This window comes from Mesorhizobium koreense (genome assembly GCF_031656215.1).
Taxonomy (GTDB): Bacteria; Pseudomonadota; Alphaproteobacteria; order Rhizobiales; family Rhizobiaceae; genus Mesorhizobium_L; species Mesorhizobium_L koreense.
Genome location: NZ_CP134228.1, coordinates 3,622,922 through 3,646,019, shown reverse-complemented (window position 1 = coordinate 3,646,019; position 23,098 = coordinate 3,622,922). Strand labels below are relative to the sequence as shown.

The following is a 23,098-nucleotide window of genomic DNA, read 5'->3' as shown; positions in this document are numbered from 1 at the left end:
GCGACCACCTCGGGAAGCGCAAACCTCCGATCGTGGCTTGCACTCAGGTCGAAAGATAGGTATCCAGTATACAGAATACGAACTGGCAGGAGAGAGCCGTGGGCGGTGCATGGATCGGAATTGACACGGGAGGGACGTTCACCGACCTGACCCTCGCCACGGTGCCGGAAGGGCAATATTGGTTTCACAAGGTGCCCACGACGCCGGATGATGCTTCCGTCGGTATCCTGAAGGGCGTTGGCGAACTTCTGGAGCTTGCCAACATCGAAGCGTCTGATGTGGCTTTCATTTGCCACGGCACGACTCTTGCCACCAACGCCATCCTCGAAGGTAAATGGGCCCGTACAGGGCTGGTCACCACCACAGGATTTCGCGACATACTGGAATTGGCTCGTCAGCGGAGGCCAAGCTTCTTCAACCTGGATATCCCCAAGCCGGTCCCTCCGTCTCTCAGGGAGGATCGCCTGGAAGTGAGGGAGCGCATTGCTGCCGATGGCGAAGTGATCGCGTCCCTGGATGAGGAAGCTGTCAAATGCGCGGTCCGCCGCCTCCGCGATGCGGGATGCGACGCAGTGGCGATCTGTTTCCTCCACTCCTACGCGAATCAGGAACATGAAAAGCGGGCTGCGGACATCGTTCGCGAAGTCTGGCCGGATGCCTATCTGAGTACGTCTTCGGACGTGCTCGCCGAATTCCGTGAGTATGAGCGTTTCGCCACCACCGCGGTAAACGCAAGCCTGCTGCCGGTCATCGATCGCTACCTAGAACGCTTCGAGAAAGGGGTGGAACGCCTCGGCATCAAGGCTGCGCCACGGATCATGCAATCGAACGGCGGTGCGGTCTCACCGGCCGCCGTTCGCGTCAAGCCGGTCAACACCTTCTTCTCGGGTCCCGCCGGCGGCATCATCGGCGCGGCGCAACTCGGTATCGAGGCTGGCTGTCCGGATGTCATCACCCTGGATATGGGCGGCACCTCCACCGATGTCGCGCTCATCAAGAATGGCGTCCCCGGGAAAAAGGACGTGCGGGAGATGGCCGGCTTCCCGGTCCGTACCCGTACGCTCGATATTCATACGATAGGCGCCGGCGGCGGCAGCCTTGCCTGGATCGATCCGGGCGGCCTGCTGAAGGTCGGGCCTCGTAGCGCCGGATCGAAGCCGGGGCCGGCGTCCTATGGCAGCGGCGGCGAACTGCCGACGGTAACGGACGCCAACATGGTCTTGGGGCGCTTGAACCAGAAGGCGTTGCTCGGCGGCCGGATGCCGGTCTACCCCGATCTTGGCCGCAAGGCGATCGAGGAGCATCTGTGCGGCAAGCTCGGGATGAGCCTCGAGCGGGCGGCGGCCGGCATCCTCGAAATCATCAACGTGAACATGATGGGCGCCGTCCGCGTGATCTCGGTGGAGCAAGGGGAGGACCCTCGCCGTTTCGCGCTCATGCCCTTCGGCGGCGCGGGTCCGCTGCATGTGTGTGACATCGCGCGCATCATGGATATCCCGCATGTCTTCGTTCCGCAGCGGCCTGGGATACTCTCCTCGCTCGGACTTCTCCACGCCGACACGCAGGGCGATTTCAGCCTGACAAGGCTCGTCAGGGCAGGGGAAGATTCGCTCGGGAAACTGGACGACGCGATTTCGCAACTCAAGGAACGTGGCCGTGAGTGGTTGAGGACGGAGCGCCTGGACGGAGCGAATGCCGTTTATAGCTGGGCGGTGGACCTGCGTTACCTGGGTCAGAATTTCGAACTCAGCGCGGCGCTCAAATCGGAGCGCATCGACCCGGCGGAATTGAGCAGGCTGGTCGAAGGTTTCCACGCCGCACATGAGCAGGCCTACGGGTATCGCATGGCCGACCAGCCGGTCGAGGTCGTGAACGTCAGGCTGAACCTGAACGTCCCGCGTCCGGTCCCACCAGCCTTGTCGGCAGCCAGCAAAGCCGGAAGCGTCGATGCGGCGGTACTGGATACGCGCCAGGTGTGGTTCCATGAAACGGGCTTTGTCGAGACGCCGGTCTACGATCGCGCCGAAATTCCGCTGGGGGCGGAATTCAGCGGACCGGCGGTGATCGAGCAGATGGACGCCACCACGGTAATCCCGCCCGGGGCAAAGGTGGCGAACGACCGCTTCGGCAATCTCATGGTCCAGATTCCCTCGACGGCCAGCGCGGGAGGAAAAGAATGAACACGACAGTCGATGCAATCACGGCCGAGGTCGTTTCCCGTCATCTCTTCTCGATTTCCGAGGAGATGGGTGCGACGCTGATCCGCGCGTCGTTCTCGCCGAATATCAAGGAACGCGCGGACTGCTCCACGGCCTTGTTCGACCGCGAGGGTCGCGTGATCGCGCAGGCGCAGCGCGTGCCGATCCATCTCGGTTCGATGATCGGCGCGGTCAACGCTATCCGCGCCCGCTTTGACGAGGCCGAGATCAAACCTGGCGATATGTTTGTCGCCAACGATCCTTACAGCGGTGGCGGTTCGCATCTTCCGGACATAAACGTGATCGCCCCCGTCTTCTGGCGGGACCGGCTGGTCGCCTATGTGGCGAACATCGCCCACCATGCGGATGTCGGTGGCATGGTGCCAGGGAGCGAGGCCGCCGTCTGCCGTTCCATCTTCCAGGAAGGCATCCGTATACCGCCGGTTCGCATCATGCGCGGCAACGTCCCTATCAAGGACGTCCTCGACATCATCCTGCTCAATTCGCGCACACCGGACGAAAGAGTGGGGGATCTCAACGCGCAGTTCGCTTCGAACGTCACGGGCATACGCGGCGTGCTGGCGCTGTTCGACCGATATGGCGAGACTACCGAAGCCGCGATCGCGGCCTATCTCGACTACACCAGGCGTCGCTTCATATCGGCGATCAACAGCATCAAGCCGGGCGTCTACAGGTCCGAGGATTTTCTCGACGGCGAGGGACCAGGCGAGACGGCCCGGCTCGCCCTTACCCTGACCGTTGGCGAAGGCCGGCTGGATTTCGACTTCGAGGGTTCGGCGCCACAATTGAGCTGGGCCCGCAATATCCCCGACCAGGCGCTCATCGCGACGATCTATACGGTCACGAAGAGCCTGCTTGACCCCGACGTGCCGGCCAACGCCGGCTATTTCGATACGATCGACGTCAGGGCCCCCAAGGGATCGGTAGTGCAGCCTGTGGCGCCGGCGCCGGTCGGATGTCGTTCGATCTCCTGCGGCGTGCTCGGCGACATGATTGCCGCCGCTCTTTCCCAGGCGATGCCGGGCAAGGCGATTGCAGGCAGCGGCCCGCATCATCTTGCAGTCTTTGCAGGACCTGGGACGCAGGAAGGCTCTTATTTCGTCAACTACGAGACGATCGCCGGAGGAATGGGAGCGCGCGCGTACAGGGACGGTATGGACGCGGTGCGCGTGCACGCGTCCGGAGCCTCCAACCTTCCGATCGAGACCCTCGAACATGCCTATCCGTTGCGCCTCGAACGCTATGCGTTGCGGGACCACTCGGGCGGAGCCGGAAAGTATCGTGGCGGTACCGGCGTGATCCGGGACTACCGCGCGCTGGTGGATGGGATCCACGTGTCGCTTTCGTCGGAACGGCAGCATGTCCCTGCGCCTGGACTCGAAGACGGCGGAAACGGCGAAGTAGGCCGGTTCATCCTCAACCCGGGCCGACCTGACGAACGGGTGCTCTCTTCCGCGGAGGCGGATGTAGCGTTGCCGAAAGGAGCGCTTCTTTCCATCCGTACCCCGGGTGGCGGAGCCTATGGCCCTCCGTCGGAACGTTCTGTGGAAGCACTGGCCCAGGACGTGAGGGAAGGGCGCGGGCCTTCCAAGGATGTCCCCGGCAAAGTCTCGGCGATGTAGGGCAGCCATGAGCAGTTCGATAGACGCGCTTCGGCCGCAATTTCCGGGGGCCACGAAATGGACCTATCTGGACGTGGCGGCGCGAGGCCTTGTCTCACTCCCGGTCAAGGCCGCTGCGGAGCAGTATCTTGAACAACGGATGTTCGATGGGGGCGACAAGGCCTGGATGTTCGAGCGGGTCGAGACGGCGCGGAGCCGGATCGCTGAACTGATTCACGCCTCGGCCGACGAGATAGCCTTCACCCGCAATATCTCGGATGGCATCAACGCCCTTGCACAGGCGCTTCCGTGGCAGGCTGGCGACAATGTGGTCATTTGCGAAGCGCTGGAACATCCCGCCAACATCTTCCCCTGGCACAGCCTGGCGCAGGCGAGGGGCATCGAGATCAAGACGGTAGAGCCGGACAGCGGCGCGATTCCGCTCGAGCGGATCATCAAGACGATCGACGAAAAGACCCGCGTCGTTACGCTCTCGACCATTTCATTTTCGCCGGGGTTCCGCTTTCCGGTCGCCGAACTCGGCCGTCATTGCCGGGAGCGTGGCGTCCTCCTGATTGTCGATGCGGCGCAGTCGATCGGTATTCTCGATACGAATGTGCAGGAACTGCAGATCGACGGGCTGGCCTCGTCGACCCAGAAGGGATTGCTGGGCCTGTACGGGGCGGGGTTTCTCTATGTCCGGCGGGAGATCGCCAATGGGCTCACGCCCCTTTATCTTTCGCGTATGGGGGTAAAGGCCGCGTCGGGGCACGAGGCATCGAGCGGCGACCTGCAAGACTACAGGCTTGCCGACGGCGCGAAACGCTTCGACGTCGGCAATTTCAACTATATCGCGGCGATCGCACTCGAGCGCTCCCTCGAAACCATCCTTGGCGTAGGTACCGCATCCATCGAAAGATACGCTTGCGGATTGGCAGCCAGTCTCGCGGAAGGTCTGGCTGAGTGCGGCTTTCCCGTATTCAGGTGTCCGACCCGTGACGCACGCTCGCATATCGTGTCGGTAGGGCGCGAATTATCGGACGAGCACGATGCGACCCGGGATCGCGAGATGATCCGGTTCTACGAGCATCTCACCGCAAACGGCGTCCGGCTGACGATACGTCGCGGCATGCTGCGCTTTTCGTTCCATGCCTACAACAATGACGCGGACGTCCAGAAGGTGCTGGAACTCGCGCGGGGATTTTGGCGCTGATCCTCTGCGCTGCAGGGGTCAGCGCGCAAGTTCGTTCAACTTTTCCAGCAGCGATGAAGAGATGGCGATCCCTTCTTCCGAATTGCGCTTGAAGGCGTTCATTTCGTTCTCGCCGGGCACGAGCACCGGATGCGCAGGATCGGCCGCCGGCGTGTCTTTCAAAATCCCGACGAAATCCTGCATCGCAGCCCCGAGCCAGGCGCGGCTGCCGAGACGCTTCGTGTCGATGCACAGAATGAAGTGGCCAAGGTTCTGCGGCTCGTCGGGGCTGTCGACCCAGGAACTGACATGGGTGAGATAGGCAGCATCCGACAATAGACCTGTGAGCAGGTCGACCATCAAGGCAAGTCCATATCCCTTGTACCCGCCGATCGGGAGGAGAAATCCGTCGAGGGCGGCCTCGGGACTTTCGGTGGGGCGCCCTTCCTTATCCGTTGCCCAGGTCGAGGGAATGTTCTCGCCACGAGCGGCCGCACGGCGGATCTTGGCGCGAGCGACGACGCTCATCGCCATGTCTAAGATGATCGGATCACCTGCAGGATTGGGAATGCCGATACCGAGAGGATTATTGCCCAGGCGAGCGGCCCGTCCGCCAGTCGGAGCGATTGTCGTTGTGGCGTTGCTCGCTACGATCGAGGCGAAGCCTTGTTGGGCCGCGAGATAAGTGTAGGAGATCGTGGGTCCGAAATGGTTGCTGCCCCGGACGAAGGCCGCGGCAAGGCCGGTGTCGCGCGCAGCGGCAAGGCATGCTTTCAACGCCTTGCGAGCGACCACCGGACCCAGGCCGTTGTTTCCGTCGACCCGAAGAAGCGCGCGAGCCGTGTGATCGATCACCACCGTCGCCCTGGGATCGACGCCGCCGGTGCGCATCCGTTCGGTATAGGAGGGTAGCCTGTCCACCCCATGCGTGGAAATTCCGAAAAGATCGGCCAGGACAAGGATTTCCGCTCCTTCCTCGGCATCTTCCCGGCTCAGCCCGCTTGATTGCAGAACCTTGATCGCAAGGGCCAGAAGGGCATCGCGGCTCAGTCGCTCGGGAAGATCAGCCATCTTCGGATGCTCCTACGCGGATAGCCGTTCGGCGACCGCCGCAGCGAAGGCTTGCGTGCCATGCTTGCCCCCGAGATCCGGAGTGCGAGCGGCACCGCTTGAAATGACCTCATCCAACGCCCGGTCGATCGCGGCGGCGGCGGTCGTGAAACGCGCCGCGTCGCGGGCTTCGCCGAGCCAGGCTATCAGCATCGCCGCGGAGCCGATCAGGGAGGATGGATTGGCGATGTCGCGTCCCGCGATGTCGGGCGCGGAGCCATGCTGGGCTTGGGCAACGGCATGCTCGGTTCCAACGTTGAGCGACGCAGCAAGGCCAAGACTGCCGGACAGTTCCGACGCCTGGTCGGACAGGATGTCGCCGAACATGTTGGTCGTCACGACCACATCGAAACGGCCGGGATCGCGCACCAGAAGCGCCGCCATCGAATCCACAAGCTGTTCCTCGTACTCGACGTCGGGATGGCGTGCGGCTACTCCGCGCGCGCATTCCAGAAACAGGCCGTCGGAGAGTCGCAGCACGTTGCCCTTATGTACGCAGGTGACCTTTTTCCGGGGGCGCGCCTGTGCCTGGGCAAATGCCATCTCCACGATACGGGTCGACCCGCCGCGGCTGATCTTCCGGATCGAGAGCGCGAGGTCCGGTGTCGGCATGATCTCGCCCGGTCCCATATGCATGGAGCGGTCTGAATAGAAACCTTCCGTATTTTCGCGAACGATGACGATGTCGAATTCCTTGCCGCATGGCGGCGGAAAAGCGGGCCGTGTCCGCGCGGGGCGTATGTTGCCGTAGAGGTCGAGCGACTTGCGCAGCACGCCGGAAGGATTGAGGCCGCCTTCGGAAACCGGCGGATAGGAATTGTGGGAGATCGGCCCAAGGATCGTGCCCTGGCTGGCGCGGGCAGCCTCGAGCGATTCAGGCGGCATGGTCGTGCCGGATTTCTTGAGAGCGGAGAGGCCGATCGGAACGCTGCTGAAGGCGAGATCGAGGCCGAACTTCTTGTCCGCCTGCTTGAGCACCGAGAGGGTGGCCCGGACGATCTCCGGTCCGATGCCGTCGCCTTCCATAACAAGGATGTTCATGTGCCTATTCGGGGCTCATGCTCTATGCCCCGCCCTTCGCTCGACCGATCATTGCTCTAACATGATCGCATTTTAGATGTCAAAAATGCAATCCTGAAAGCAGGGTATTCAGTTGAACCCGTATAGCTCAGCCGGATTGTCCACCAGAATCTTCCGGCGGATGGCAGGATCCTCCGCCCAACTCGCGAGCAGGTCGAGGAGGAGGCCATCGTCAAGGGGCCGGTACTCGGTCAGCGGTGCTGCTTCGAGACTGGCATTCGGATGCTTGCCGGTGTGCGGCCAATCCGTTCCCCAGACGACCCGATCCGGGTTGGCGTCGATGAGCGCCTGCGCGATCGGCTTGGCGCCGGGGTAGTCCGGAGCTTCCTCCGACACCCTGTAGGCGCCTGAAATCTTGACCCATGCGCCGTCGGCGACAAGGTCGAGCAGCGATCGAAAGCCTGGCTGCTGCATGCCGAGATGCGCCTTTGCCATTCCCATGTGGTCGATGACGACCGGAACGCCAAGCGATCGCAGAACAGGGGCGAGTTCGGCGACGGCATCAAGCGCCGCGAACAATTGTATATGCCAACCCAGCGGCTTTATGCGGTCCGCCGTCTCCCGAAGGACGCTCTCTATCTCGGATGCCGAACGTATGCCCGCCGAGTGTGCGTTGACGCGAACGCCGCAAACCCCCGCCTTATCCATGGATCGGAGGGCGTCATCGGTCGTTTGGCGATCGATCATGACAACACCGCGTGCGGTCGTTCCGGCCTCGCTCAGCGCATCGAGCAGGCATGCGTTGTCCGCTCCGTAGGCGCTTCCCTGGACGAAGACGTTCCTTTCCAGGCCAAGCGTTCGCGTCATGTCCCGATAGGCGCGCAAACTGGCTTCGGGCGGGGTGTAACTGCGGCCGGGGGCGAATGGGTACCGGTCGGCGGTCCCGAAGATATGCATGTGGCAGTCACAGGCTCCAGCGGGTATCTGGAAGCCGGGTTTGCTGTGATTGACGTTCATTTGCCTGCCTTCCGCTCGTTCCCAACCCGTGCAATTTCCATTGCCAGACCGCGCATGCTTTCAAGCACCTCGAGGAGGTGGCCCCTCATCGTATCGGCGGCTTCCGCATTGCGCCCTTCCGCCAGCAGGTCGAGGATACGCAAGTGAGTGCTGACCTGTCGGTAGTAGCGGTCGCGATTGTCCATCGTGCGGTAGGCGAAGAGCCTCCGCATCCGGTTCACACGCTGCAATGATTCCAGAAAAAACGGGTTGCCCGAGGCTTCTGCGAGCATCTCGTGGAACTGGACGCCTCGTTCGTAGAGGACGTCGGGCGGCAGGGCCTCGATGCCTCCTCTCAGAAGATCCTGCTCGCGTTCGCGCGCAAGCCTTGCAACGTCCTGCGGTAGATTGAAACTCGGCTCCAGCAATCCGGCCGGCTCGATCGCAAGCCTCAGGCGATAGCTTTTCTCGAGGGCTTCGGGCGTGGTGATGACGGAAGCGAGCATCCACCCATAGCCCGGACGTCGCTCCGCCCATCCCTCGCGCACCATCCGGTCCAGCAATTGCGTGACCTGGCCTCTGGTCAGACCGTATCGCATCTGGAGCGAACGCGCCGATATCCGATCGCCCAGTTCACTCTGCAGTCGATCGTTGACGATCGTGAAATAAACCGACGCCAGCGGGTCTGGACCTGCCACGTTCCCATGCTGCCCGGTCTCCGAATGAGCCCCGGCAGCCACCAGGAAGCCCCGTCCGCTTTCATGCGTCACGATTTTGCTCTTGGCCAGCAGGACCAGAGCGCGATTGACCGGCGAGCGCGAGACATGGAAGCGGTCGGCAAGGTGCTGCGCTGGGAGATGGGTGCCGGGCCGCAGGACTTCGGAACGGATGTAGTTGAGGATCTGCCCCGCAAGAGGCTCCGTGATCGCTCTACGGCTGCTTGTGGCGGCTGACGCCGATCCTGCTTTCATGTCCCTGCATCGCGCGGCACTTTCGTCGAAGATTTAGCATTTCGCGCGACAGAAAAGCAAATATGCCAGCATTGGCCGCCGACTGGATGATGTCAGGCGTCGCTCTCCTGCGGCTTTCCGCCGAGCAAGCTTGTTGCAAGGATGCTCATGTCGCCGCTGGTATTCTCGATGTGCTGTTGCATCCGCATGGCAGCCGCCTGCTCCCCTCTTTTCTCTATCGCCTCCAGCACCTCCCGGTGGTCGACCTGGACGCGATGGAGGTGCTTGATGTACGGCTCGGTGAATTGGCGACTGCTTGCCGCGCTCATGAGAGTGGAGCGCGCGAACAGGATCATCCGCCGAAGATCCTTCAGCATTCTCTTGAGATAGGTGTTCTTGGAGCAAGCCAGGATCTGGTCGTGGAACCGCGTGTTCAGCTCGAAGGCGCGGCTGAAATTACCCGTGTCGAGCGCCTTCTGGCTCTCCTCGACGATCGCCCGCAGCTTGCCGAAGTGGGCCGGGGTGCCATTCTGCACCGCATCGCGTGTCGCCAGCGCTTCCAAGGCGGCGCGACAACGATACAGATTGCGCACATCCTCCGCCGTCACGCGCCGGACCTCGTATCCGCCGCGGTTCAGGGGTAGAAGCACCCCGTCCTGCTGAAGCTTCCGCATCGCCTCCCGGACCGGTGTCCTGCTGACGTTCAGTTTGCCGGACCATTCGAGGTCGCTCATGCGCGAACCCGGCTGAATCTCTCCGGAGATGATGTTTGACCAGAGAATCTCGTAAATCTGGTCGAATAGCGGCTCAAGCCGGGTGGGCAAATTCACCGGGCGACCTCCGGAGTTCGATGGTTGGACAGCGGTCCCACGATGCGTTCATCATATCAGTCGTAACCGCCGATTTCGGCGAGTTTTTTGTAGAGATACGACCGAGAGATGCCAAGCTCTTCGGCCACTTTCTTTTTGTTGCCGCGACAGCGGGTCATGGTGGCCTGGATCAGATCATCCTCGACCTTCTGCAGACGATCCTTGAGTGCGAAGCCATCCGATCTCGCGTCAACGGTGAGGGCCGGAATGGCAGCAGCCTGCGGCGAGGGCTCCATACCCTCCAGCGATCGTTGAAGCGTGGCACGGTCGATCGTTCCTCCGCTGTTGAATATCGCCGCCCTTTCCAGCTCATGCTTCAATTGGCGCACATTTCCGGGCCAACCCTGGCTCTGCATATATTCAACAGCCTCGGAACTTAGATGACAGCGCGGGCGGCCGTGCCGTTCGGCGAAATTCTGCAGGAACTCCTCGGCCAGAAGCGGGATGTCTTCACGCCGATCGCGCAAGGGCGGAACCCTCAGCACGACCGGACTGATGCGGTAATAGAGGTCGAGCCGGAACTCGTTGCGCCCCACCATGGCGTCGATATCCCGATTGGTGGCCGATATGAGACGGAAGTCGGCCTTTATCGGTTTGCTGCCGCCGAGCTTCTCGACGGAGCCGTCCTGAAGCACCCTTAGGAGCTTGGCCTGCACCTCCAGCGGCATGTCGCCGATTTCATCGAGAAACAGCGAACTGCCGTTTGCCTGCTCGAATTTTCCCGCGTGCCCTTTCTGATGCGCACCCGTGAATGCTCCGGCGGAATAGCCGAACAACTCGCTCTCCACGAGGGTCGAAGGAAGCGCGGCAGCGTTTATCATGATCATGCTGCGCGTGCGCCTTGAACTGAGCCGGTGCAACGCTTGCGCGACCAGTTCCTTGCCCGACCCGCTCTCGCCTATGATCAGCACCGGAACATCGAGCGGTGCAACGCGGATGATATCCTTTTTCAATTCCTCGATACGGGTGCTCGTGCCGATGATGTTGGAAATGCCGAAGTCCTGACGGCGCATCGCGTCGGCCTCGCGCTTGTAGAATTCCACTTCGTTCTGCAGGGAGTTGATGCGCTGGTTGAGTTCTTCGAGCTGTTCGGGGCCTTTGAACATCACGCGTCCAATCGCACCGACGATCTCATCATTGCGGAAAATCGGCGTCCGGCTGACGACGCGATTGGTGCCGCCCATCCGTTGCGTGAAACCGACCTCGGACTTGCCCGTCTGCACGATCTTGTGGAGGCGGGTGTTCTCGATCACCTTTTGCACCGGTTTGCCTGATGCTTCGCCATGTTGGTGGTTGAAGAATTTCTCGTGTATCGGCGAGATGAAACGCACGATCCCCTTGGCGTCCACCACCGTCATGCCGTCGAAGGGATTGCTCAGCAGATGGTCGAAGATGTCATAGGCGAAGTCCACCGCCGCGATGAATTCGAAGACCGTGTCGCCACTGGCTTCACGGACGGCAAGCAGGCCGCCTTCCGCCAGATCGCACCATAGCAGGACGAGCTTTCGTCCGTTGAATTTCAGGGAGGCAAGCCTGCTCTCCTTGACGGAGCGGACCCATTGCGGGTCACGAACCAGCGCCAGGATGGCCGGCTCCTTGCCGATGCCCACGGCGTGGAGGACGCGTCCATCCGCGCCCGTACAGACGATGCCCATCTTCAAGCGATTGGTGCTTTCCGCAGCTATTGGTGTGGCCAATGTGTTCATCGAGGACACAGCGGTTCCATTCTGACCGTGCGGGATACAGGAAACGCGAAGAACGTACAACCGATCGAAAGCACACAGCATGGGCCCACCAGTTGTATGTCCGTGTTCGAAACGGATTGGTACGGCGCTTGCTTTGGTTCGGACTGGCGGAGAATGGACGAGAGAAAACATGATCCAGCAATCGATGGAACGCTCGGAGTCTACGGAGCGGCTCCCCCTGCGGCACCTTCCCACCGTTGAGCCGGGAGAGGGTTTCAAGCTGTTATCGGGTGTCAAGGTCCTGGACCTGACGACCTCTATCGCCGGCCCCTACGCGACCATGCTGTTGTCGGATTTCGGCGCCGATGTCTTGAAGATCGAAAAGCCCGATGGCGATGATGCGAGAGCATGGGGGCCGCCATTCCTGAACGGTGAATCGCTCTGGTTCACTGCGGTTAACCGGAACAAGAAAAGCATCGTGCTCGACGTGACGGATGCGGCCGACCGCGACACGTTGCTGGAACTAGCCAGGCAAGCAGATGTCGTGGTGACCAATCAGCCGCCCACGGTGCAGAAGAAACTCGGCCTCGGTCATGACGCATTTTCCGCGGTGCGGCCGGATATAATTTTCGTTTCCATAAGCGGCTTCGGCTTGAGTGGCGACCGCGCCGACCTGACCTGTTACGATCTGATCGCCGAAGGCTATTCGGGGATCATGGACCTGACAGGCGAACTGGGAGGAGCGCCGCAGAAGCTTGGTGCGCCTGCCGCGGACATGCTGGCCGGGCAGGATGCCGCGATGGCGACGATGGCTGCTCTGTTCGACAGGCAACGCGGCGGGAAGGGACGGGTGATCGACGTCAGCCTGGTCGAGAGCATGACGCGCTTTCTTTCGTGCCGCATATCGACCTATCTGGGATCGGGCGAGGTGCCGACACGATCCGGGGGCACCGACAGCGTGATCGCGGTCTATCAGAGTTTCGAGACGTCCGACCTGCCAATGACGCTGGGGCTGGGCAATAACGCGATATGGCGCCGCTTCTGGCAGGCCGTCGGAGATACCGACATCGCGGAAATGCCTGAATACGCTACCAATGTTCTAAGGCGCGAACGTCGCCAGGAGATCGTCGAGCGCATCCAGGCCATATTGCTTACGCGTCCGCGGGACTATTGGCTGGAACGGTTTGCCACTGCGAGGGTCCCCGCCGGCCCCATCAACACGATCGATGCGCTGGCCGAAGACCGCGCGCTGCAGCGGCGAGGCCTGTTCTTTGCGCTTGCCGGCGAAGAAACACCGGTGCCGCAGATTGGGCTCGGCATCCATATAGATGGAGCGGCATCAAGGCCGAGATCCGCGCCGCCGCGCCTCGGCCAGCATCAATCCGAGATTTGTCGATAGCGACGCTCAATCCCGCGTTGCGCCAGAAAACCGAGAGGAAACGATGAGTTATAGCGAGATACTGTTCGAAGAGGATGGTCCGATCGCCAGGATCACGCTCAACCGGCCGGACGACGGGAACATGTTCACCGAGACCATGTGCCATGAGATCCGGGAGTGCATCGAAAACATCCGTCGCGAGACGCGCACGCGCGTCGTGGTCCTGACGGGGGCGGGAGACAAATTCTTCTGCGTCGGCGGCCGCAAGGACGGGATGGAGGACAGCAAGCTATACGCCGGCGTGCTTCCGGCGCTCGAAATGTATGAAGCGATCGATCGGCTGCAGAAGCCTGTGATTGCAAGCGTCAATGGCTATGCCGTCGGCGGCGGTCATGTGCTGCACGTCGTCTGTGATCTCACGATCGCCAAGGAAAGCGCCACCTTCCGGCAGGTCGGACCGATGGTCGGCTCCTTCGATGCCGGTTACGGTACCTGGTACCTCGAAGATCTCGTCGGCAAGAAGAAGGCCAAGGAGATATGGTACACCAATCCGAAGATAACGGCTGCGGAAGCCCTGGCGATGGGGCTGATAAACAGGGTGGTGCCCGATGATCAACTCGCAGAGAAGACACGCGAGTTCGCGCTGGAAGTTGCCGATCGGGGCGCGTTTGCCCTTGCCTCGATAAAGGCCGCTTTCAATGCGCGTCATGGCGGCGTGAGCGGCCTTTCGCGCGTCACCCACGACCTGCTCCTGCGCCAGTATCTCGATACCAAAGAATCGAAAGAACTGGCCGCCAGTTTTGCCGAGCGGCGCAAGCCCGACAGTTCGAAATTCGGGCACTGAGGCCGCGATGCGTCCCTTTCTCACCCTGCATGAACCGGCCAAGGCCATGGCGTTCTACAAGGCGGGCCTGTGGAGGGAAGATACGTTCTACTCGCTTCTGGTCAAAGCGTCCGAGGAACGTCCGGGTGAGCCGGCGTTGCGCGATGGAAGAACGACGCTCGATTGGGCCGACCTTCGGCTGCGGGTCGATGCGATGGCCGACGATCTCATCGCGCAGGGGCTGGTCGCCGGGGATCGGGTATCGCTTTGGCTTTCGAACAGGTCGGAGGCGATCATCGCCTTTCTGGCGTGCTCCCGCGAAGGCATCGCCTGCAATCCGTCGCTGCATCGCACCTACACCTGTGCCGAAATCATCGTATTGCTGAAAACGCTCGGCTCCGCAGCCCTCGTGACGGAAGCGGGGTGGGGCGCCGACCGGTCGCAAGCCGATTTCGACGCGATGCTGGGAGAACTGCCATTCCTCAGGAAGGTCTACACGCCGGAAGACTTTCCCAAGCCGGGCGATTTGAGCGAGCGCCCGTATAATCGGAATCCGGACGGCGTCGCCTATCTGGCTTTCACGTCCGGAACGACCGGGCTGCCGAAATGCGTCATGCATTCGTCCAACACGCTTCTCGCCAACGGCCGTGATCTCGTGCGCGATTGGGCGTTGGGGCCGGACGCCGTCCTGCTTACGCTGAGCCCGCTTTCGCATCACATAGCCTGGGTCGCCGTCGCCCAATGGCTGATCGCCCGATGCTTTCTGGTAACGGACGATGCCCCGGTCGGGACCGAGCGGCTGGACTGGATCGTATCCAACGCCGCCACCTACGTCATGGGCGTGCCGACCCATGCCATGGACATCCTTCAGGCGCAGAAGGCGAGGGGACTTTCATCGCTCGGTGCGGTCAAGGTTTTCTACATGGCCGGCGCCCCGATCCCGACGGTCGTGGCTGAAGCCTTCGTGAGACAGGGCATCACGCCACAGAACGTCTATGGCATGACGGAGAATTCCTCCCACCAATACACGCATCCGGACGATGCCGCCGGGATATGGACCACGACCTGCGGTCGGGGAGGGCCGGGCTACGAGGTCCGGATTTTCGACACCGAAGATCCCGACAAGGTTCTTGCCGCGGGTCAGACGGGGCAGATAGGAGGACGTGGCGCCGCCCTCATGCTCGGCTATTTCAGCAATCAGCTAGCGACGGAGAGCAGTTTCAACAAGGACGGATGGTTCCTGTCCGGCGACCTCGGCTCTCTGGACGAGGCCGGCAATCTGACCATCGAAGGGCGGCTCAAGGACCTCGTCATCCGCGGCGGTCACAACATCTACCCTGCGCGGATCGAGGCGCTGTCGCTGACCCATGCTGGCGTGGCCAAGGCCGCCGCCTTCGCCATTCCGGATGAACGCCTTGGCGAGCGCGTCTGCATTGCAATCATAGGCGATATCGGTGGCGAGGAAATGCTCGACCATCTGGCTCGCGAGGGGCTGTCGAAATTCGACATGCCGGAATGGTTTCTGCGACTGGAGAGCTTCCCTCTCACGCCGAGCGGCAAAATCCTGAAACGCGAATTGAGCGCCATGGTCGCCAAGGGCGAATTGCAGCCGACCGCTATCCGCTACCAGGAACGGAAGGCGGCTGCGCAATGACCGTCGAACTAGCGGTTCATGGCGATTTCGCCACGATCACACTCAACCGGCCGGAGGTGCTCAACGCGCTTTCCTTCACGATCATCCGGAAGATCGGAGAAGCGATAGACGCGGTGGCGGCCAGGCCTGAAATTCGCGCGCTCTTCTTCACCGGTGCGGGCGAAAAGGCTTTCTGCGCGGGCGCGGATATCAAGGAGTTGCGCAATCGTTCCCTGTCTGAACAGAAGCGGGGAGCCGAGCTCGGCCAGTCGGTCTTCGCCAAGCTCGATGATCTTCCGGTAACTTCGATCGCGCTCGTCAATGGCTATGCGTTCGGCGGAGGTCTCGAACTGGCTCTTGCCTGCACGTTCCGGCTGGCCTCCCGGAAGGCGAAATTCGGACTCCCGGAGATCAAACTCGGCCTTGTTCCCGGATACGGCGGAACACAAAGGCTGCCAAGGCTGGTCGGAGAAAGCCGCGCGCTGGAGATGATCATGACCGGCCGTACGGTGGATGCGGAGGAGGCGCTGGGCATCGGCCTCGTCAACCGAGTGGTGGACGGATCACTGACGGACGCGGGGGCCGAGTTCGCGCAATCTTTCTGCGGGTACAGCCTTCCTGTCCTGAACCTTGCGCGCCGGGCCGTACAGAGAGCGTGGGAGAATCCGCTCCATGCCGGACTAAGGATCGAGGCCGACCTTTCCACGCTGGCCTACCAGACGGCGGATGCCGAGGAGGGCATGGCCGCCTTCGAGCAGAAGAGAAAGGCCAAATTCCAGGATGGCTGAGGAACGCATCATCGTCACCGGCGCGAGCAAAGGTATCGGCGCAGCCATCGCCGCGGATCTCGACAGGCGCGGCTTCGATGTCGTCTGCCTTTCCCGTTCGGGGGCGACGACGGTGGGGGAGGGCGTGGCTTGCGACCTGACCGATGAAAAAGCCGTGGCCGCAACGTTCGCGGAGATCGGCCGTTCGGCTACGCTGATCGGCCTTGTCAACAATGCGGGGCTGCACATGGGTGGCCCGACGGCTTCGCTCAAAACCACGGACTTCGAGTCGGTCATGTCGCTCAATGCGACTTCCGTCATGGTGACCGCGCGAGAGGCCTATCCCTTCCTGGGCCGGAAGGGAGGCACGATCGTCAATATCGGCTCCTTCTTCGACAAGCTGGGCGTACCGGACAATCTCGCCTATTGCGCATCCAAGGCGGCCGTCGCCGCCATGACACGCTGCATGGCGGTCGAATGGGCGGATGACGGCATATCCGTGGTCAATGTCGCGCCGGGATATATCGAGACCGATCTCAACAAGGAGTTCCTTGCCCGACCGAAGGTGCGCCAGTGGCTCGAGCGACGTGTGCCGTTGCATCGGGCCGGAACGGTCGACGAAGTCGCCAGATTGGTCGGGGCAATCTTTTCGGAAAAGATCGCCTTCCTCACGGGCGAGACGATCTATGTCGACGGCGGCCAGGGGATGAAGCACTGATGAAGCTTCTTGAACGCATTCATGCCAGCCGCAGGTGGAACGAGGAAGAGCGGCTTGTGCTCGACCAGGTGAGGCGGGTAGCCGAACAGGTGATCGCTCCAAACGCCGGGCGCTATGACGAAAGCGCGGAATTTCCGTGGGCCAATGTCGAGGCGCTCAATTCGATCGGGCTGAATGCGATTTTCGTGCCCGAAGCATATGGGGGCGCGCCGATGAGCTTTCGCCTCTATCTCGAAACGGTCTCGATCATCTCGGAGGCGTGTGCCTCCACCGGCATCATATATGCCACCAGCTTCCATGGCATGAAGCCGCTCATCGACTTCGGAACGAACGAGCAGCGCGCAAGGCTCCTTCCCCGTATCGCCGAGGGCGGGCTGGGAGCGCTGGCCATTACCGAACCCACCGCGGGCTCGGATGCAACCGGCATGAAGACGAGCTTCACGCCGGAAGGGGACGAGATCGTCGTCAAAGGCTCGAAGACCTTCATCACAAACGGCGATGTCGCCGATCGCATTCTGCTTTTCGGGAAATGGTCGGAGATCGACGACCCGAAGAAGGCGATATCCGTCCTTGTCATGGAAAAGGATACGCCCGGTCTCAAAGTGATCGGCAAGGAGCGGAAAATGGGGCACAGCGCCTCATCGACCTGCGCCCTGGCGTTCGAGAGGGCTCGAGTGCCGCGCGCCAATCTTATCGGCAATCCGGGCGACGGCCTCGGAATTCTGCTGGCTTCGCTCAACAAGTCGCGCCCTTCCGTTGCGGCCCACGCCAGGGGGATAGCGCGGGCAGCGTTCAACGACATGGTCGCCTATGCGAACGACCGTTCGCAGTCAGGTCGCCGCATCCTGGAATTTCAAGGCAACCAGTTCACGCTGGCGGATCTCGCCACGGAACTGGCCCTGGTGGAACGCTGGATCGATTATGTGGCCGACCTGGTGGAGGCCGGCGAACCCGATTTCGGCCTGGAAGCGTCGATGGCGAAACTGAGGGCGTCCGATCTCGCCATGCGGATGGCCACCGAATGCGTCCAGTTTCATGGCGGCTACGGCTATTGCCGCGACTATCGCGCCGAGCGGTTGATGCGCGATGCCAAGATCACGCAGATCTGGGAAGGCACCAACCAGATTCACCGGCAGTTGATCGGACGGAGTTTCTTGACAAGATGAATGCCACCATCAGGAAAGTCGCGATCTGCGGAGCAGGCGGTACGATGGGCGCAGGCATCGCGTTGGTGGCGGCGCGAGCGGGCTTCCAAACGGTTTGCCACGACGTTGCCCGGCAAGGCCTTGATCGCAGTCGTGATCAGGCGGCTATGTTCTTTTCGAAGTCGGTCGAGCGCGGGCGGATGACGGAGGAGGGGCGCCAGGAAGCCTTGGCGCGCATGCTGCCCACCGTCGATCTCGGCGACCTTGCCGATGCGGATCTCGTGATCGAAGCGGTTTATGAGGACCTCGCCACGAAGCAAGACCTGCTGCGTCAACTGAACGGGATCTGCGGCGAGCAGACGATTTTCGCCTCCAACACATCGACCCTGTCGATCACCGAGATCGCATCCGGCTGCGGCCGCGAGGATCGTGTCGTCGGAATGCATTTCTGCCTTCCCGCGCAGCTCATGAAGCTGATCGAGATGTCGCGCGGCATCAACACGTCCCATGAAACGTTCGACGCGGCGTGGGCCTGGACGCTGAAAGCGGGTCAGCATCCCGTCGAGACCCAGGACAAGCCCGGCTTCATCCTCAACGCGCTTCTCGTGCCGTTCAACAACGACGTCATCCGAGCGGTCGAGGCGGGCCTTGCCAGCGCTGCCGATATCGACAAGGCGATCAAGACCGGGCTCGGCTACAAGATGGGGCCGTGCGAACTGATCGACCTTATCGGACTCGATACGCAGGTCCGTCTCTGCGAGGCCTTCTATCCCATTACGCTCGATCCACGAGCATCCGCCCCGCCGCTCCTGCGGCGCATGGTGGCCGCGGGCCATCTCGGCCGCAAGTCCGGCAGGGGCTTTTATGACTATTCCCGGCAGGGGTGAGGATATGAGGGATTACGAAATCATCCAGACTGGGCCGAGCAGGTCCTTTCCTCCGGGCGACGAGTTCCTTTCCAGATCCGTTCATGGCGCGGAGGTCCTGATCCATCTCGGCGGCGAACCGTGTGAGGATTCAAGCCGTGCGGCCGTCCTTGTCGAACTCGACGCGGAGTGTCTCGGCGTCCATACGGGCGAGCAATCCGGCAACGAAGGCTCGAACGTGCTGGGGTTCTCGCGTTACCGCAATGGTCTGGACGCACCGACCAATCTGGTAGAGCTGGTCCGCCAGCCGAAGAGTTCCGAAGAGGCCATTGAAGCGGCGCGGTTGATGTTCGAGGCCGCGGGCTTCGAGGTGGTGGTATGCGCGGATCAGCCCGGCCGTATCATCGACCGGTTGGTCCGCCCGAAATACAATGCTGCGCTGCGCTTCCTCGATGAAGGTCTCGCCACCGCCGAGGCGATGGACATGACTTGCCGGATGGGACTTGGCTATCCTGACGGCCTGATCGAGCGGGTCGTGCGGGGTGATCTTGCGCGCCATCATGACATAAGTCTCGCCATTCACGAGATGACCGGTCAGGCCGCCTATATGCCGGCGCGGCGTGCAGTGGTCGCCAAGAAGCGGAGCGAGGCGTGACCGAAGGCGTCCTGGCAGGGCTGGGCGCCCCCGACTCCTCCACCCTCTTGCCTGTTCCAGCCGCATCTTCCTTCCGCGTAAATAGAGCAAGCGCGATCGCTCCGCGCCTGGGCCGGCACAATTCGGAACTGCTCGGCGACAACATCCTCGAGACAAAGAAGACGGGAGAGTGACGATGAAGGCCGTGCTGGTCGAGAGGTTTGCGCCGCTGCAACAGGCGAAGATCGTCGAAGTCGACGACCCGGTTCCCGGAGAGGGCGAAGTGGTTGTCGAGATTGCCGCAAGCGAGGCGAATTTTCCGGACATCCTGGTGATGGAAGGCAAATACCAGGTCAAACCGCCTTTGCCGTTTTCGCCGGGAAAGGCGGCAGCCGGCAGGATTTCGGCTGTCGGCGCCGGCGTAAACGAACTGAAGATCGATGATCCCGTTTCCGTCCAGGTGGAGTATGGCGCATATGCTCAGAAACTCCGGGTTTCCGCCCTCTCCTGCTTCCGGATGCCTTCTTCCATGCCGTTCGAGGTCGGCGCGGCCCTCGGGCTGGTCTACCAAACGTCCCATTTCGCACTGATCGAAAGAGCGGGCTTCGTCCCCGGCCAGTCGGTGCTCGTGCTGGGGGCATCGGGCGGCATAGGGTCGGCGGCGGTCCAGCTTGCCAAGGCGTTGGGCGCGTCCGTTGTCATAGGAGGTGCTCTCGGCGCGGACAATGTCGATGCGGCCAAACGGATCGGCTGCGATCATGTGATCGACATGGCGATGGAGGACCTTCACAACGGCCTGCGCGAGGCCGTTTATGCGGTCACGGGCGGCAAGGGCTGCGATATCGTGATCGATCCCGTCGGAGGCGACGCCAATGCCGCCGCACTGCGTGCGATGGCCTGGCGTGGACGCATGGTGATCATCGGCTTCGCGTCCGGGACGATCCCCACCATCAAGGCCAACTACCTTCTGGTCAAGAACATCGCGGTTTCCGGCCTTCAATGGTCGGACTATCGCGAGCGCACGCCGGAACTGGTCCGTGCCGCCCAGGAGGAGATATTCCATCTTTGGGAGGAGGGTAAACTGAACCCATTGATTTCCCAGGTGCTACCCTTGTCTCGTTTCGCGGAAGCGCTGGAGGCGCTTCGTCATGGCCGCGTTCAGGGCAAGATCGTCCTGACTCCTCGAGATTGAGGTGCACATCATGGACGGAAACAGCATCCTTCAACTGGCGACGCCTTGTCTGCTCCTCGATCTCGAGAGGTTGGACAGGAATGTTCGTCGCCTCAACGAGACGATCGGCGCCAAGGGCGTTACCTACCGCCCGCATCTGAAAACGGCCAAGTCCGTAGACGTCACAAGGCGCGTGTTGCCGTCGCTGGCCCATCCCGTAACTGTCTCGACGCTCAAGGAAGCGGAGGTCTTCGCGGCGGCCGGGTTGACGGACATCCTCTATGCAGTTGGCATCGCACCTGCAAAGCTCGGTAGGGTGGTCGAATTGCGCAGGAAAGGTGCCGACCTCTCCGTGATCCTAGATTCCGTCGAGCAGGGGAGGACGGTGGCTAAAGCCTCGGCGGTATCGAAAGAGCGCATTCCAGCCCTCATTGAGATCGACAGCGATGGCCACAGGGGCGGGGTCGCGCCGGAGGACGGGGAGACGCTTGCGGCGATCGCCGCTGTCCTTGCTGCGGACGCGAAATTACGCGGCGTCCTGACCCACGCCGGGTCGAGCTATTCGAGCCGCAATCGCGAGGAGATCAACGCCTGGGCCGTGCGCGAGCGGGACGCTGTCGTGTCCGCGGCAAGCCGGCTCAGAAAGGCGGGCTACGAAGTGCCCGTAGTCAGCGTTGGTTCCACTCCTACCGCACTGTCCGATATCGATCTGCCTGGCGTAACGGAGGTGCGTGCGGGCGTCTCGATGTTCTTTGACCTGGTGCAGGCCGGGGTCGGAGTCTGCACCCCGGACGATATCGCCCTTTCCGTGCTGACCACCGTCATCGGTCACCAGAAGGAGAGGGGGCTGATGATCGTCGACGCAGGCTGGATGGCGCTATCCCGCGACCGGGGAACCGCTGCTCAACCGATCGACCAGAAATACGGCCTTGTGTGCGATATCGAGGGAAATGTGCTGGAAGGTCTCCTGGTGCTCGATGCCAACCAGGAGCACGGGATCGTCGGAATGTGCGAAGGTTCGGCGGCCCGGTTGCCCGAGCTTCCTGTCGGAACCAGGCTGCGCATCCTGCCCAATCATGCCTGCGCCACCGCAGCCCAGCATTCCGCCTATCACGTCGTCCAGGGCGGCGATCCGAGCATCCGGGCACTCTGGCCCCGTTTCGGCGGCTGGTAATCGATGGGAGACAGCGAATGCGCACAATAACGGCGCCGGGAGCGCCCCGGCCGGCTGGTCACTACGCCCAGGCCGTCGAGCATGACGGCATCGTCTATGTATCGGGGCAATTGCCGGTGCTGCCGGACGGCACGCACCAGCCCGCGCTCGGTTTCGAAGACCAGGCGCGTCAAGCACTAGGCAATTTGCTGGCGATCATCCGCGAGGCCGGCGCCGCCCCGCACACCGTCCTGCGCATCACCGCGTATATCGTCGGCGTAGAGAATTGGCCGCTCTTCAACAGCATTTACGCCGAATTGTTAGGTGATGCGCGGCCCGCGCGCACCGTCGTGCCGGTGCCCGAACTCCACTACGGCTATAAAATTGAAGTCGATGCGGTCGCCCTCGTGGAACCGCAACGTGACAACGACAGGAAATGAGCAGGAGGATGATCTGATGAGTGCGAAAGACAATCTGCGCAAGCTGATATCGGAAGAACTTCCGGAAGTGTCGCAGATAGAGGACGAGACGCTCCGTCGACAGGTGATCGATGCGTGGGAACTGGCGTTGCAGCGAAGCAGCTTCAATTCAATCCGCGAGATCCAGCCGGCCGGGAATCCAAACTCCATGGTTCTGATAAGGGGCGATCAGACGGACCATATCCGTGGTGTCACCCGTTTAGCGATTGTCATGGCCGACGAGATTATCGCCTCGAACCCGGATATAAAGGTCCGGCGCGACATCGTCGTCGCTGGCGGCCTGTGTCATGATATCGGCAAGGCCTGGGAATTCGATCCCGTCAACCAGAAGCGCTGGAGAGAGCAGCCTCGTGCCACCGGCTTGCCGTCATTGCGCCATAGCGTATACGGCGCGCATATATGCCTGACCGCCGGCCTGCCGGAAGAAGTGGCGCACATCGCCGCGGCCCATTCAGGGGAGGGCGAATTGCTGGTGCGAAGCCTGGAAAACACGATCGTCCATTTTGCCGATATAGGCTACTGGAGCATTATGCTCGCCGGCGGTGTAATCGACCCGGCCACGGTTGCCGGGAAATACAAGCGACCGATTTCCCTGTGAGACTCGACTTGCATCCATTCAGGGGACGCGATCGTGTCAGGCCCTCGGAGAAATTTCGGGCGAGCGATGGCTGTTCGGTGTCCTTGACGAA

22 protein-coding genes are annotated in these 23,098 nt (G+C 61.8%); 16 read left to right on the top strand and 6 right to left on the bottom strand.

Annotation, left to right across the window (positions count from 1 at the left end):
* The first annotated feature begins 98 nt into the window (after window positions 1-98).
* From RBH77_RS17325 to RBH77_RS17315, 3 genes are read left to right on the top strand one after another with little or no spacing between them, the layout of a single operon-like run.
* Complete coding sequence (locus RBH77_RS17325) at window positions 99-2,180, top strand: hydantoinase/oxoprolinase family protein (protein WP_311028827.1); 2,082 nt, start codon at window positions 99-101, stop codon at window positions 2,178-2,180.
* A complete protein-coding gene (locus tag RBH77_RS17320) occupies window positions 2,177-3,841 on the top strand; it encodes a hydantoinase B/oxoprolinase family protein (protein WP_311028826.1) in 1,665 nt (554 codons plus the stop codon). The genes RBH77_RS17325 and RBH77_RS17320 overlap by 4 nt, the downstream gene beginning before the upstream one ends.
* 7 nt (window positions 3,842-3,848) lie before the next feature.
* Window positions 3,849-5,033 carry an aminotransferase class V-fold PLP-dependent enzyme gene (locus RBH77_RS17315; protein WP_311028825.1) on the top strand — a complete coding sequence of 395 codons (1,185 nt, stop codon included), beginning with the start codon at window positions 3,849-3,851 and terminating at the stop codon, window positions 5,031-5,033.
* Window positions 5,034-5,051: 18 nt separating this feature from the next.
* Here RBH77_RS17315 and RBH77_RS17310 read toward each other — a convergent pair whose 3' ends face one another.
* The 6 genes from RBH77_RS17310 to RBH77_RS17285 form a co-directional block, all read right to left on the bottom strand.
* The gene (locus RBH77_RS17310; RefSeq protein ID WP_311028824.1) at window positions 5,052-6,083 is read right to left on the bottom strand and encodes an Ldh family oxidoreductase; all 1,032 of its coding nucleotides are present in this window, start codon (window positions 6,081-6,083) and stop codon (window positions 5,052-5,054) included.
* 12 nt (window positions 6,084-6,095) lie between these two features.
* A complete protein-coding gene (locus RBH77_RS17305; protein ID WP_311028823.1) occupies window positions 6,096-7,163 on the bottom strand; it encodes an isocitrate/isopropylmalate dehydrogenase family protein in 1,068 nt (355 codons plus the stop codon).
* 108 nt (window positions 7,164-7,271) lie between these two features.
* On the bottom strand, window positions 7,272-8,159 hold the full coding sequence (locus RBH77_RS17300; protein WP_311028822.1) for an amidohydrolase family protein: 888 nt from the start codon (window positions 8,157-8,159) through the stop codon (window positions 7,272-7,274).
* On the bottom strand, window positions 8,156-9,109 hold the full coding sequence (locus tag RBH77_RS17295) for a GntR family transcriptional regulator (protein WP_311028821.1): 954 nt from the start codon (window positions 9,107-9,109) through the stop codon (window positions 8,156-8,158). The genes RBH77_RS17300 and RBH77_RS17295 overlap by 4 nt, the downstream gene beginning before the upstream one ends.
* A gap of 92 nt (window positions 9,110-9,201) precedes the next feature.
* Complete coding sequence (locus tag RBH77_RS17290; RefSeq protein ID WP_311028820.1) at window positions 9,202-9,918, bottom strand: GntR family transcriptional regulator; 717 nt, start codon at window positions 9,916-9,918, stop codon at window positions 9,202-9,204.
* Window positions 9,919-9,974: 56 nt separating this feature from the next.
* Complete coding sequence (locus RBH77_RS17285; RefSeq protein WP_311032587.1) at window positions 9,975-11,612, bottom strand: sigma-54 interaction domain-containing protein; 1,638 nt, start codon at window positions 11,610-11,612, stop codon at window positions 9,975-9,977.
* Window positions 11,613-11,832: 220 nt separating this feature from the next.
* Between RBH77_RS17285 and RBH77_RS17280 the strand changes: the two genes are divergently transcribed.
* The 13 genes from RBH77_RS17280 to RBH77_RS17220 are packed head-to-tail and all read left to right on the top strand — an operon-like array spanning window position 11,833 to window position 23,007.
* Window positions 11,833-13,041 (top strand): CaiB/BaiF CoA transferase family protein, encoded by a 1,209-nt coding sequence (locus tag RBH77_RS17280; RefSeq protein WP_311028819.1) that lies wholly within the window; start codon window positions 11,833-11,835, stop codon window positions 13,039-13,041.
* Between the two features lie 43 nt (window positions 13,042-13,084).
* Window positions 13,085-13,864, top strand: a complete 780-nt coding sequence (locus RBH77_RS17275) for an enoyl-CoA hydratase-related protein (RefSeq protein WP_311028818.1) — start codon at window positions 13,085-13,087, stop codon at window positions 13,862-13,864.
* Between the two features lie 7 nt (window positions 13,865-13,871).
* Window positions 13,872-15,497 carry a class I adenylate-forming enzyme family protein gene (locus RBH77_RS17270; protein ID WP_311028817.1) on the top strand — a complete coding sequence of 542 codons (1,626 nt, stop codon included), beginning with the start codon at window positions 13,872-13,874 and terminating at the stop codon, window positions 15,495-15,497.
* Complete coding sequence (locus tag RBH77_RS17265; protein WP_311028816.1) at window positions 15,494-16,264, top strand: enoyl-CoA hydratase/isomerase family protein; 771 nt, start codon at window positions 15,494-15,496, stop codon at window positions 16,262-16,264. Before RBH77_RS17270 ends, RBH77_RS17265 begins: the two co-directional genes overlap by 4 nt.
* Window positions 16,257-16,961, top strand: a complete 705-nt coding sequence (locus tag RBH77_RS17260; RefSeq protein ID WP_311028815.1) for an SDR family NAD(P)-dependent oxidoreductase — start codon at window positions 16,257-16,259, stop codon at window positions 16,959-16,961. The genes RBH77_RS17265 and RBH77_RS17260 overlap by 8 nt, the downstream gene beginning before the upstream one ends.
* On the top strand, window positions 16,961-18,127 hold the full coding sequence (locus RBH77_RS17255) for an acyl-CoA dehydrogenase family protein (RefSeq protein ID WP_311028814.1): 1,167 nt from the start codon (window positions 16,961-16,963) through the stop codon (window positions 18,125-18,127). Before RBH77_RS17260 ends, RBH77_RS17255 begins: the two co-directional genes overlap by 1 nt.
* Window positions 18,124-18,993, top strand: a complete 870-nt coding sequence (locus RBH77_RS17250; protein ID WP_311028813.1) for a 3-hydroxyacyl-CoA dehydrogenase family protein — start codon at window positions 18,124-18,126, stop codon at window positions 18,991-18,993. Before RBH77_RS17255 ends, RBH77_RS17250 begins: the two co-directional genes overlap by 4 nt.
* Before the next feature lie 4 nt (window positions 18,994-18,997).
* A complete protein-coding gene (locus tag RBH77_RS17245; RefSeq protein WP_311028812.1) occupies window positions 18,998-19,627 on the top strand; it encodes a 3-hydroxyacyl-CoA dehydrogenase family protein in 630 nt (209 codons plus the stop codon).
* Window positions 19,624-19,800, top strand: a complete 177-nt coding sequence (locus RBH77_RS17240) for a hypothetical protein (RefSeq protein WP_311028811.1) — start codon at window positions 19,624-19,626, stop codon at window positions 19,798-19,800. The genes RBH77_RS17245 and RBH77_RS17240 overlap by 4 nt, the downstream gene beginning before the upstream one ends.
* 2 nt (window positions 19,801-19,802) lie before the next feature.
* Window positions 19,803-20,798, top strand: a complete 996-nt coding sequence (locus RBH77_RS17235) for an NADPH:quinone oxidoreductase family protein (protein WP_311032586.1) — start codon at window positions 19,803-19,805, stop codon at window positions 20,796-20,798.
* A gap of 10 nt (window positions 20,799-20,808) precedes the next feature.
* Window positions 20,809-21,951, top strand: a complete 1,143-nt coding sequence (locus tag RBH77_RS17230; protein WP_311028810.1) for an alanine racemase — start codon at window positions 20,809-20,811, stop codon at window positions 21,949-21,951.
* Window positions 21,952-21,968: 17 nt separating this feature from the next.
* Window positions 21,969-22,370: a RidA family protein gene (locus RBH77_RS17225; RefSeq protein WP_311028809.1), complete on the top strand. Its 402-nt coding sequence runs from the start codon at window positions 21,969-21,971 to the stop codon at window positions 22,368-22,370.
* A gap of 16 nt (window positions 22,371-22,386) precedes the next feature.
* A complete protein-coding gene (locus tag RBH77_RS17220) occupies window positions 22,387-23,007 on the top strand; it encodes an HD domain-containing protein (RefSeq protein ID WP_311028808.1) in 621 nt (206 codons plus the stop codon).
* Window positions 23,008-23,098: the final 91 nt, after the last annotated feature.

What these genes read in the sequence shown, in the direction of transcription:
- RBH77_RS17275 (WP_311028818.1), top strand. Translation starts at nt 13,085, where the DNA reads ATGAGTTATAGCGAGATACTGTTCGAAGAGGATGGTCCGATCGCCAGG.
- RBH77_RS17315 (WP_311028825.1), top strand. Translation starts at nt 3,849, where the DNA reads ATGAGCAGTTCGATAGACGCGCTTCGGCCGCAATTTCCGGGGGCCACG.
- RBH77_RS17270 (WP_311028817.1), top strand. Translation starts at nt 13,872, where the DNA reads ATGCGTCCCTTTCTCACCCTGCATGAACCGGCCAAGGCCATGGCGTTC.
- RBH77_RS17320 (WP_311028826.1), top strand. Translation starts at nt 2,177, where the DNA reads ATGAACACGACAGTCGATGCAATCACGGCCGAGGTCGTTTCCCGTCAT.
- RBH77_RS17295 (WP_311028821.1), bottom strand. Translation starts at nt 9,109, where the DNA reads ATGAAAGCAGGATCGGCGTCAGCCGCCACAAGCAGCCGTAGAGCGATC.
- RBH77_RS17265 (WP_311028816.1), top strand. Translation starts at nt 15,494, where the DNA reads ATGACCGTCGAACTAGCGGTTCATGGCGATTTCGCCACGATCACACTC.
- RBH77_RS17250 (WP_311028813.1), top strand. Translation starts at nt 18,124, where the DNA reads ATGAATGCCACCATCAGGAAAGTCGCGATCTGCGGAGCAGGCGGTACG.
- RBH77_RS17235 (WP_311032586.1), top strand. Translation starts at nt 19,803, where the DNA reads ATGAAGGCCGTGCTGGTCGAGAGGTTTGCGCCGCTGCAACAGGCGAAG.
- RBH77_RS17225 (WP_311028809.1), top strand. Translation starts at nt 21,969, where the DNA reads ATGCGCACAATAACGGCGCCGGGAGCGCCCCGGCCGGCTGGTCACTAC.
- RBH77_RS17305 (WP_311028823.1), bottom strand. Translation starts at nt 7,163, where the DNA reads ATGAACATCCTTGTTATGGAAGGCGACGGCATCGGACCGGAGATCGTC.
- RBH77_RS17245 (WP_311028812.1), top strand. Translation starts at nt 18,998, where the DNA reads ATGAGGGATTACGAAATCATCCAGACTGGGCCGAGCAGGTCCTTTCCT.
- RBH77_RS17260 (WP_311028815.1), top strand. Translation starts at nt 16,257, where the DNA reads ATGGCTGAGGAACGCATCATCGTCACCGGCGCGAGCAAAGGTATCGGC.
- RBH77_RS17220 (WP_311028808.1), top strand. Translation starts at nt 22,387, where the DNA reads ATGAGTGCGAAAGACAATCTGCGCAAGCTGATATCGGAAGAACTTCCG.
- RBH77_RS17300 (WP_311028822.1), bottom strand. Translation starts at nt 8,159, where the DNA reads ATGAACGTCAATCACAGCAAACCCGGCTTCCAGATACCCGCTGGAGCC.
- RBH77_RS17285 (WP_311032587.1), bottom strand. Translation starts at nt 11,612, where the DNA reads ATGGGCATCGTCTGTACGGGCGCGGATGGACGCGTCCTCCACGCCGTG.
- RBH77_RS17230 (WP_311028810.1), top strand. Translation starts at nt 20,809, where the DNA reads ATGGACGGAAACAGCATCCTTCAACTGGCGACGCCTTGTCTGCTCCTC.
- RBH77_RS17255 (WP_311028814.1), top strand. Translation starts at nt 16,961, where the DNA reads ATGAAGCTTCTTGAACGCATTCATGCCAGCCGCAGGTGGAACGAGGAA.
- RBH77_RS17280 (WP_311028819.1), top strand. Translation starts at nt 11,833, where the DNA reads ATGATCCAGCAATCGATGGAACGCTCGGAGTCTACGGAGCGGCTCCCC.
- RBH77_RS17310 (WP_311028824.1), bottom strand. Translation starts at nt 6,083, where the DNA reads ATGGCTGATCTTCCCGAGCGACTGAGCCGCGATGCCCTTCTGGCCCTT.